Annotated in this window: 7 protein-coding genes and 1 pseudogene; 3 read left to right on the top strand and 5 right to left on the bottom strand. The window is 30.6% G+C overall.

What is annotated here, in order from left to right; all coding sequences use genetic code 11:
- Nucleotides 1-791, top strand: a 791-nt coding sequence (locus tag AB4Y90_RS15770; RefSeq protein WP_441558534.1) for a restriction endonuclease subunit S, incomplete at its 5' end; no start/stop codon positions are given.
- Here the strand turns inward: AB4Y90_RS15770 and AB4Y90_RS15765 are convergent.
- Nucleotides 757-1,251: a restriction endonuclease subunit S gene (locus AB4Y90_RS15765; RefSeq protein ID WP_441558533.1), complete on the bottom strand. Its 495-nt coding sequence runs from the start codon at nt 1,249-1,251 to the stop codon at nt 757-759. The two genes, AB4Y90_RS15770 and AB4Y90_RS15765, sit on opposite strands and share 35 nt — an antisense overlap.
- A 1-nt stretch (nt 1,252) precedes the next feature.
- The gene (xerA, locus tag AB4Y90_RS15760; RefSeq protein WP_349292823.1) at nt 1,253-2,245 is read right to left on the bottom strand and encodes a site-specific tyrosine recombinase/integron integrase; all 993 of its coding nucleotides are present in this window, start codon (nt 2,243-2,245) and stop codon (nt 1,253-1,255) included.
- 37 nt (nt 2,246-2,282) lie between these two features.
- Here xerA and AB4Y90_RS15755 point away from each other — a divergent pair, with 37 nt between their 5' ends.
- Together AB4Y90_RS15755 and AB4Y90_RS15750 are read left to right on the top strand one after the other, a co-directional pair.
- Nucleotides 2,283-3,017 (top strand): restriction endonuclease subunit S, encoded by a 735-nt coding sequence (locus tag AB4Y90_RS15755; protein WP_441558532.1) that lies wholly within the window; start codon nt 2,283-2,285, stop codon nt 3,015-3,017.
- Nucleotides 3,018-4,285: 1,268 nt separating this feature from the next.
- Nucleotides 4,286-4,615: pseudogene (locus tag AB4Y90_RS15750) on the top strand (IS3 family transposase); the annotation flags it as partial.
- A 38-nt stretch (nt 4,616-4,653) separates the two neighbouring features.
- Here the strand turns inward: AB4Y90_RS15750 and AB4Y90_RS15745 are convergent.
- Genes AB4Y90_RS15745 through AB4Y90_RS15735 form a run of 3 tightly spaced genes read right to left on the bottom strand, consistent with a single transcriptional unit; the run spans nt 4,654 to nt 7,444 of the window.
- Entirely contained in the window at nt 4,654-6,033 is a 1,380-nt protein-coding gene (locus AB4Y90_RS15745; RefSeq protein ID WP_441558531.1) for a hypothetical protein, read from the bottom strand.
- Between the two features lie 2 nt (nt 6,034-6,035).
- Nucleotides 6,036-6,818, bottom strand: a complete 783-nt coding sequence (locus AB4Y90_RS15740) for an ATP-binding cassette domain-containing protein (protein ID WP_441558530.1) — start codon at nt 6,816-6,818, stop codon at nt 6,036-6,038.
- Nucleotides 6,803-7,444 (bottom strand): HTTM domain-containing protein, encoded by a 642-nt coding sequence (locus tag AB4Y90_RS15735; RefSeq protein WP_441558535.1) that lies wholly within the window; start codon nt 7,442-7,444, stop codon nt 6,803-6,805. Before AB4Y90_RS15735 ends, AB4Y90_RS15740 begins: the two co-directional genes overlap by 16 nt.
- Nucleotides 7,445-7,747: the final 303 nt, after the last annotated feature.

Genomic DNA, 7,747 nt, shown 5'->3' with positions numbered 1-7,747 from the left:
CTAGGGAGCGCAGTATCTTTGGCTTCTGTTTTTCTTTTTTGAGCGAATATTGTAGAATAATTACTAAGATTAAAATAAATGATAATTTAGAGCGTATGGCTAAAACGCTGTACGACTATTGGTTTGTACAGTTTGATTTTCCAGACGAAAACGGAAAGCCCTATAAATCAAGCGGTGGCAAGATGATTTGGAATGAAACTTTGAAAAGAGAGATTCCTGAAGGTTGGGAAGTGAAAAGCTTATATCAAACAAACGAGTTTATTAATGGCTTAGCTTGTCAAAAATATCGTCCGGAAAATGAATCAGTCGATTATTTATCTGTAATTAAGATTCGAGAAATGAATGATGGAATTTCAAATAATACAGAAAAAGTAGGTATGGACATTCCCTCAAAATACATAATTAATGATGGGGACGTTTTATTTTCTTGGTCAGCAACATTGGATATTAAAATTTGGACAGAGGGAAGAGCAGCTTTAAATCAACATATATTTAAAGTTATTTCAAAAAAATATCCTCGTTCATTTTACTATTTTGAAATACTTAATTATCTAAAACATTTTAAAATGATGGCGGAGTTACGTAAAACCACAATGGGACATATTACTATTGAGCATCTAAAATCTAGCTACATAGCAGTACCATCACTAAATTTAATCAATAATCTAGACAATAAATTAAGTATTGTGCTTGAAAAAATCATTAGTAATAAAAAACAAAATCAACAACTTTCCCAACTCTGCGACTGGCTTTTACCTATGTTGATGAACGGGCAGGTAAAATTTGAGTAAAATAGTAAGATAAATTATCATTTATTTGATTGTTTAAATCAATTTTATTGTCAATATCACTTAGGATCTTGTCAATTTTTTTTTGTATACTTATTTCGGGAAGACTAATTTTTAAATTATAATAACTATCAAAGGTCATACTTGGAACGCCTGTTCCTGTATTTAGATTCTCTAAATCCAATATTTTAAGATAGTTATAAAGAAAATACGGCTCAACACGCTGTTGATTAATTTCTGTATAGTACAATGTATCCACTGTCCAAAATGGCACTTTTGAGAATTGAATGTTATGCAAACTCCCTTTTCTTGGGAGTAAAATACTTGGTTTATCATAGAGATATTGATTTCCAAAACGCATTATGCCCCCACTTCCAAAAATTGGAATACTACCATCCAAAATGCTTTTGTGATCTTTACCGTTTTTGATTGTTAATAACTGCCTTAAATCGTATATCTTCATTTTAACTAATAAATTTTCGGTGAGCAATTTTCACATTTGCCTGATTGACCATCGCATAATGTAATGTTGTATCAATTTTAACATGACCTAATAGCTTCTGAACCTGCTCAATAGGCATTCCTTTATCAATTGCCATTGTCGCCAAAGTTCTTCTAAACTTATGGGGATGTACTTTATTAATTTTGGTTTTTTGTCCCAGTTTTCGCAAAATACTTTCAATTCCACCAATGGAAAGTCTCTGATTAGGTTTTGATAAGGAAACAAATAAAGCTTCATTGTCATCGTTCCTGGTTTGAAGATATTCCTTGAGGTGAATCTTAGTTCTTGCATCAAAATAAACTTCACGCTGTTTATTTCCTTTACCTGTAACGATACAAGAACGTTCGTGGAAATCAATGTCTTTTATATTGATTTTTACAAGTTCGCCAACTCTAATACCAGTTGAGCTTAATATTTCGATAAGAGTTAAATCTCTTATTTGCTTGCAGTTATCTCTAAGTATTTCTATGTCTTCATCACTAAGTACTTCCTTTATAGTTCTGGCGGTCTTTACTTTATGAATCCTTCGTACAGGACTTTTTAAAATATAATCTTCATCCTCTAACCAAGAAAAAAAACTTGAAAATATCCTACGAATATTATCTATGGTGACTTTACTAGATTTTTTTACTTCCTGATATTCTGAAAGATAGAATCTTAAATCATTAGTAGAGATTTCTGTAACTTTCTTTTTTAGTTTGCGAAACAGAGTCTCGATAGTTGAAAAATAATATTTTAATGACTTTTCAGAACAACCTTCCACTTTTTTGGACGAAATAAATAAATTTAAAACGCTTATGTTATCAGTTTTCAATTCATCTTCAGTCTTATTTTTTTGAGTAACCTCCACAGAATGAAAAGATTGATGTACAACCTTTTCTAACATTATTAACTGTTGAAAGTTTAAAACTGTTTGCATTGCATTCATTATTTCTTGCTTCACTAATTCCTTCATTATACTGAATTTTCTTATTTTTTGAAGGCGCAAAGGAATGAAAAACAAAAATAGCCATAGTACTGCAATAAATGATAATTTAGAGCGTATGGCTAAAACGCTGTACGACTATTGGTTTGTACAGTTTGATTTTCCAGACGAAAACGGAAAGCCCTATAAATCAAGCGGTGGCAAGATGATTTGGAATGAAGTTTTGAGAAGAGAGATTCCTGAAGGTTGGGAATCAAAAAAGCTTGTGGAAATAGCAAATATTACAATGGGGCAATCTCCAAGTGGAGAATCATTTAACGAATTACAAGAAGGTATGATTTTTTTTCAAGGATCTACAGATTTTGGTTGGAGGTATCCTGAAAATAGGGTTTTTACAAACGCACCTACAAGATATGCCTATGAAAACGACATATTATTAAGCGTAAGAGCTCCAATTGGAGCAATTAATATAGCTTTATCTAACTGTTGTATCGGAAGAGGATTAGCAGCTATCAATAGTAAAGAGGGATTTAACTCTTTTCTAATCTATCAAATAAATTATTTTAAAAAGAAATTCGATTATTTAAATTCTGTTGGAACTACATTTGGATCACTTACAAAGGATGAGTTGCATAATCTGGAATTAGCTTGTCCAAAAGTAAGTATATTGCAAAAATTTGAAGCTAAAGTTCAAATTTTCGATAAAAAGATAAAAATAAATACACAACAAAACCAACAACTTAACTCTCTTCGCGACTGGCTTTTACCTATGTTGATGAACGGGCAGGTAAAAGTTGAGTAAAATAGTAAGATAAATTATCATTTATTTTAATCTTAGTAATTATTCTACAATATTCGCTCAAAAAAGAAAAACAGAAGCCAAAGATACTGCGCTCCCTAGTCCAACAGCGTGAATCTCAGACGCAAAGAGAAGGATTAAATTCTTGGTTTGAATTCAAAAAACTTGTTCAAATTTTGGTCTTTTTACTTGCCGATTTGAGCAGAAATTTTTAGCTTTACTTCGTAAAATTTAAATTAGGATTTTACCACTTTTTTGCAAATGCCCTATTTAAGGCCTTTCACAAGATGCTACAGCGAAATGCTTATCAATAAAAGGACGAGAAGAAGTTACAAAAACCCTCTCTCTCCGCAGAGTATGAAAAGTAAATTTTTCAAAAACACTCAAAAATGTATTAAAAAGCTGTAATTTAATTAATTACAGCTTTTTTTATGCTTTGTATATGCGCATAATTTTTAAAACTGCTTAAAAATATTCTGGCAGAATATCTTTTTGCCATACTATATTTTGAGAATAGAGTACCGCTGTGGTGCATAGAAATGCACTCAGATAGAATTTTTGCATGAAATATGGAGTAATCTAAATTACGGCAAATTTAACTTTTTTTAACGTAAATTAAAATCTCTTAGAAAGGGAATTAATATGACTCTTATCATACATTATTGCAAACTAAAAAATGCTCGGGGACGGAATGTGGTACATAAAAAAAAGGTAATTGAAGTCATATAAATTTAAGGAAGTAACACATATTTTTATGTGTAAATTATTTAACAAACAAAAAATATACAAACAATTGCTAATTCGATTTTTTGGTGAAACTGTAATAACAGTATTATAGTAAATATCAGTATCACTTGAATTACAATCCCAACATTGGAATTGCTACCTTTGTTATGACACAATTCTTTTACTCTTTATCTTTAAGAGTATGAAAAAGATCAGAAAAAATTACAGTTTAGAGTTTAAGATCCAAGCAGTATCTTTAAGTGAGAAGCGAAGCAATGTATCCTAAGTAGCTGAAGAATTGGGGATCTGTAAAGAAAGTTTAATTAATTGGCGAAAACTTCACAAAGAAGGTAAGCTTAGCAAGGAAAAACAAATTTCCTTCGATCCCACAAAAGAAGAGCTGCTAAGGCTTCGCAAGGGACTTGAAAAGACAAAGTTTGAACGTGATATCTTAGAAAGGCGATAGGCACCTTCTCCAATAGAGACGGGTAAGAATCATTTTATCAGCAGAAATCTTCAGAATTTATCAATGAAACCATGGGAGATATGGAAGCCCTCGAATTGCCCGAGAACTAGAAACAAAAGTAATGAGAGCCTCACGTTCTTTGGTGGCTAGATTAATGGGAGAAAGCAACCTGAAAAATATTGTGAAGAAAAAATTTAAGAAAACAACCAATTCTTCCCATCGATACCCTACTGCTGAAAATTATTTGAATCAAAATCTTACTACAGTCATTGATTTGTTTGATAGAAAGGTTATCGGCTGGTCATTAAGTGAGACGGTGAAGGCTCAGAATACTAGTATTGCTGCCTTGAAAGTGGCAAAGCTCCACCGTCACTTACAACAACGACCAACTGGTGTTTCATTCGGATAGAGGGATGATATAGTCTTGTATAGAGTCTTTTAGCTTAATCAAAAGAGTAATAAATTAATAATTGGCTTTCCTGTTAAATAACTGGAAAAAAGTATAATGAGGATGATATTTACCAGCAGACTTCTTTTTAATAAATTAATCGTCAAGACCTGCAAAATACTTACTATAATTAGATTCAGTATAACCAGGAGACTTGTTCTGTAATCTAATTTTATTAAATGCGGCAGACATACAAATAGGTATAAGAAAGAAATGACAGCAGTCTGAGAAAGAAAAATTTTCAATCTTTTGAATGGTGATATAAGGATAAAGTAACCAAGATCATAGATATATAGTTTTGAGATAAAATCTTTATTTAAATATATTACATATAATATCAGAATTGGGAGTAGAAGTTTTTGAACATTTGTGATAGGTGTAAGAAATAGTATAATCCATATAAACAAGATGGCTACTATTCTCTTTTGTGTATATACTTGACTTAGTTGCACTATATCTTTTTTAATAAGAGAAAAAAAGTCAAGCTGTAAAGGAACAATGTTTTGTAAGAAATTTCTGGGTATATTTTTTGTGCTTTTATGTCCAGCCTGAATATTTGCAGCTGTTTTGTCGAAAATTGCCGAAGGATCAGGAGTTTTCATCAGTGATACTACATACATCAATACAAATGTTAGCAGCAGCCAAAAAAGTTTTACTACAATAAATAATGGAGCATTATAGGAATGCAAGGCTAATAATCTTATTCTTTCACTTTTCTTAAGGTATCCTATTGCAAAATAGTTTTGGGTATGGGAAATTTTATCTATATAAATATAAAGTTCATTTAGCCCAATTATATTAATAAATCTGTCATTAAACAGGATTATCAGGATTATTACAAAAAAAATCAGGATCTTGCTTGTTTTTTTTGGTATATAAATTTCCAGAAAATAAATAATAGAAGTAATAAAAAACAAAAAGGGCACAGAAAAATAAAATAGTGATTTTAAGTAAGCGAAAATGTTAATTCCATAAGAAAAATTTGAAGCAATTAGTGAAACATTTAAAATAATCAAGAAAATAATCGAAATGAAAAACAATGCTGCTATTTTAAATAGATTTTTATAAAATGAATTATATATTGAGGTTTCTTCCAAATAATATTTATTACTTATTATTTCATTTTCTCTCTCGCCGACAATGAAAAAAAATAATAAAATTGAAATAATAATGTTGGAAAATACCGCACCAATATTTCCGATCCAGAATTTATTAGGATAGACGGAGATATTACCAATATAAAATGTAACATATTCTGCCTTTTCATTGGGTATCAGCAGAAACCCCAACACTAAAAGTACCACCGTAAATATCAGAAAATTCTTTTTTCTGATATTGTATTTTGTGTATAAGAGACTAAGATTTATTAATTCCTTCATCTCTAAAAATATTTTGTGTAATATTCCGAGGTCATTTCAAATATCGTTTTTCCAGATTCAAAATGTTCTTTCATATTCTCATCTATATTAGCTTTAGGAAATATCTTATTTGTTTTTTCACTAAAATTGGAAATGCTTTCATCCCTGTTTCCCACAAAAGTTATACTTCCTTCTTTCATAAAAATAAATTGATCAGCTATATTTTCAATTTCTGTTATGAGATGAGTTGAAATTATTACTATAGAATTTTTAGAAATCTCTTGTAATATACCATAAAGCCTATTTCTTTCCGTGCTGTCCAGATTATTGAAAGGTTCATCCAATAATAATATTTGGGGAGAATTGATTAAAGATAAAGCAATGCCTATTCTTTGAACCACTCCTCCGGATAAGTTAAAAACTTTTACATTTTTTAGTGCTTCAAGATCAAAATCACTTATGATTGCAGATATTTTTGCTTTAAGTTCCTTATTTTTACATCCTTTCAGCAGACCGAAGTAATGTAAGTTGTCTACAATATCAAAATCTTTGATCAATCCTACATTCTGCGGCATATAACTGAGTTTAGAGCGATATTCGCTGTTGTTTTTTATATTTTTCTTCTCATATAGCACAGAGCCTTGAGTCGGTTTTAATAATGTAGAAATTACCTTCAGAAGTGTGCTTTTCCCCGCACCATTTGATCCTATTACGGCATACATCCCCGTGTCTAACAACAAATTAATATCGTTCAAAATATTCTTTCCGTCTTTTATGTAGTTTATGTAGTTTACTTCCAGTGCCATATACGATTATTGTTTATTTTTTGAAAATTGAATATACTTGCCAGTTTATCCGGATAAAAAGCGATCATATTAAACGCAATCATTGCAATAGCAAATGTATATAAACCGATCATCAATCCTATCCCTATATGCAGAAATAATATAAGTATCATGGTTATTTTTTTTGTGTTCTTTATGTACATCAAAATAGGGTAGCATAATTCGAGAAACATAATACCAATTGATAGAATAATGTAGATTACTTTAGGAATTTTATCTGCCAGAAAATTTAAAAGATCCTCATTCATATAATGGTTGAAAGCCATCCACATTGCATTTCCGTTGTACCAGTCATGACCTATATATTTACCAAAGCCTCCGAAAAAATAAATAATGCAAAGCTGTATTTGCATAAGTCTTAGCGCAAAAGAATAGATGGCCATACTGTATTTGCTTTCTACAGATGCTAAAGAAAAGAAAAAGTTACAATATAACAGAAAACCAATCATAAAATCTGCTCCGTAAGAAAAAAGATAAGTAGAATTCAGCAATATCGTGTGTATCATAATAATAAGTACAGAAAACAAAATTCTGAAATAACTGAGCAGGCTCAAAAAAATTGAGATAATATAGATCAGTATAATCATTGTAAAGGCATTATTGTAGCTAAAACCCAGCTTTTCACTAAGGTCCGTAAGATCCGTCACGGTCAGAAGCCTGTTGTCTACAAACAAGGCATTTATTTGGGGGCTAATGATGCCGTTTTTCGAGAAAATTGTAAAGATGTCCGGTAGTAAAGACAAAATATTGATTGATAATATGATCAAAATCAAATTGCTGAACAAAACCGAATGATTCCTCTGAACCTCAAATGCGAATATAAATTTCCTAAGCTTATTCATGGTTAATTATTTTATAAGCTTCAAATGTTTTTACGGTGTCTCTTTTAT

The sequence above is a fragment of the Chryseobacterium sp. 2TAF14 genome, from assembly GCF_052115105.1.
Lineage (GTDB): Bacteria > Bacteroidota > Bacteroidia > Flavobacteriales > Weeksellaceae > Chryseobacterium.
Note: the sequence above shows the minus strand (reverse complement) of the source record. Positions and strands in the feature narration are given on the sequence as shown.

What these genes read in the sequence shown, in the direction of transcription:
- xerA (WP_349292823.1), bottom strand. Translation starts at nt 2,245, where the DNA reads ATGAAGGAATTAGTGAAGCAAGAAATAATGAATGCAATGCAAACAGTT.
- AB4Y90_RS15745 (WP_441558531.1), bottom strand. Translation starts at nt 6,033, where the DNA reads ATGAAGGAATTAATAAATCTTAGTCTCTTATACACAAAATACAATATC.
- AB4Y90_RS15765 (WP_441558533.1), bottom strand. Translation starts at nt 1,251, where the DNA reads ATGAAGATATACGATTTAAGGCAGTTATTAACAATCAAAAACGGTAAA.
- AB4Y90_RS15755 (WP_441558532.1), top strand. Translation starts at nt 2,283, where the DNA reads ATGAAAAACAAAAATAGCCATAGTACTGCAATAAATGATAATTTAGAG.
- AB4Y90_RS15740 (WP_441558530.1), bottom strand. Translation starts at nt 6,818, where the DNA reads ATGGCACTGGAAGTAAACTACATAAACTACATAAAAGACGGAAAGAAT.
- AB4Y90_RS15735 (WP_441558535.1), bottom strand. Translation starts at nt 7,444, where the DNA reads ATGATTATACTGATCTATATTATCTCAATTTTTTTGAGCCTGCTCAGT.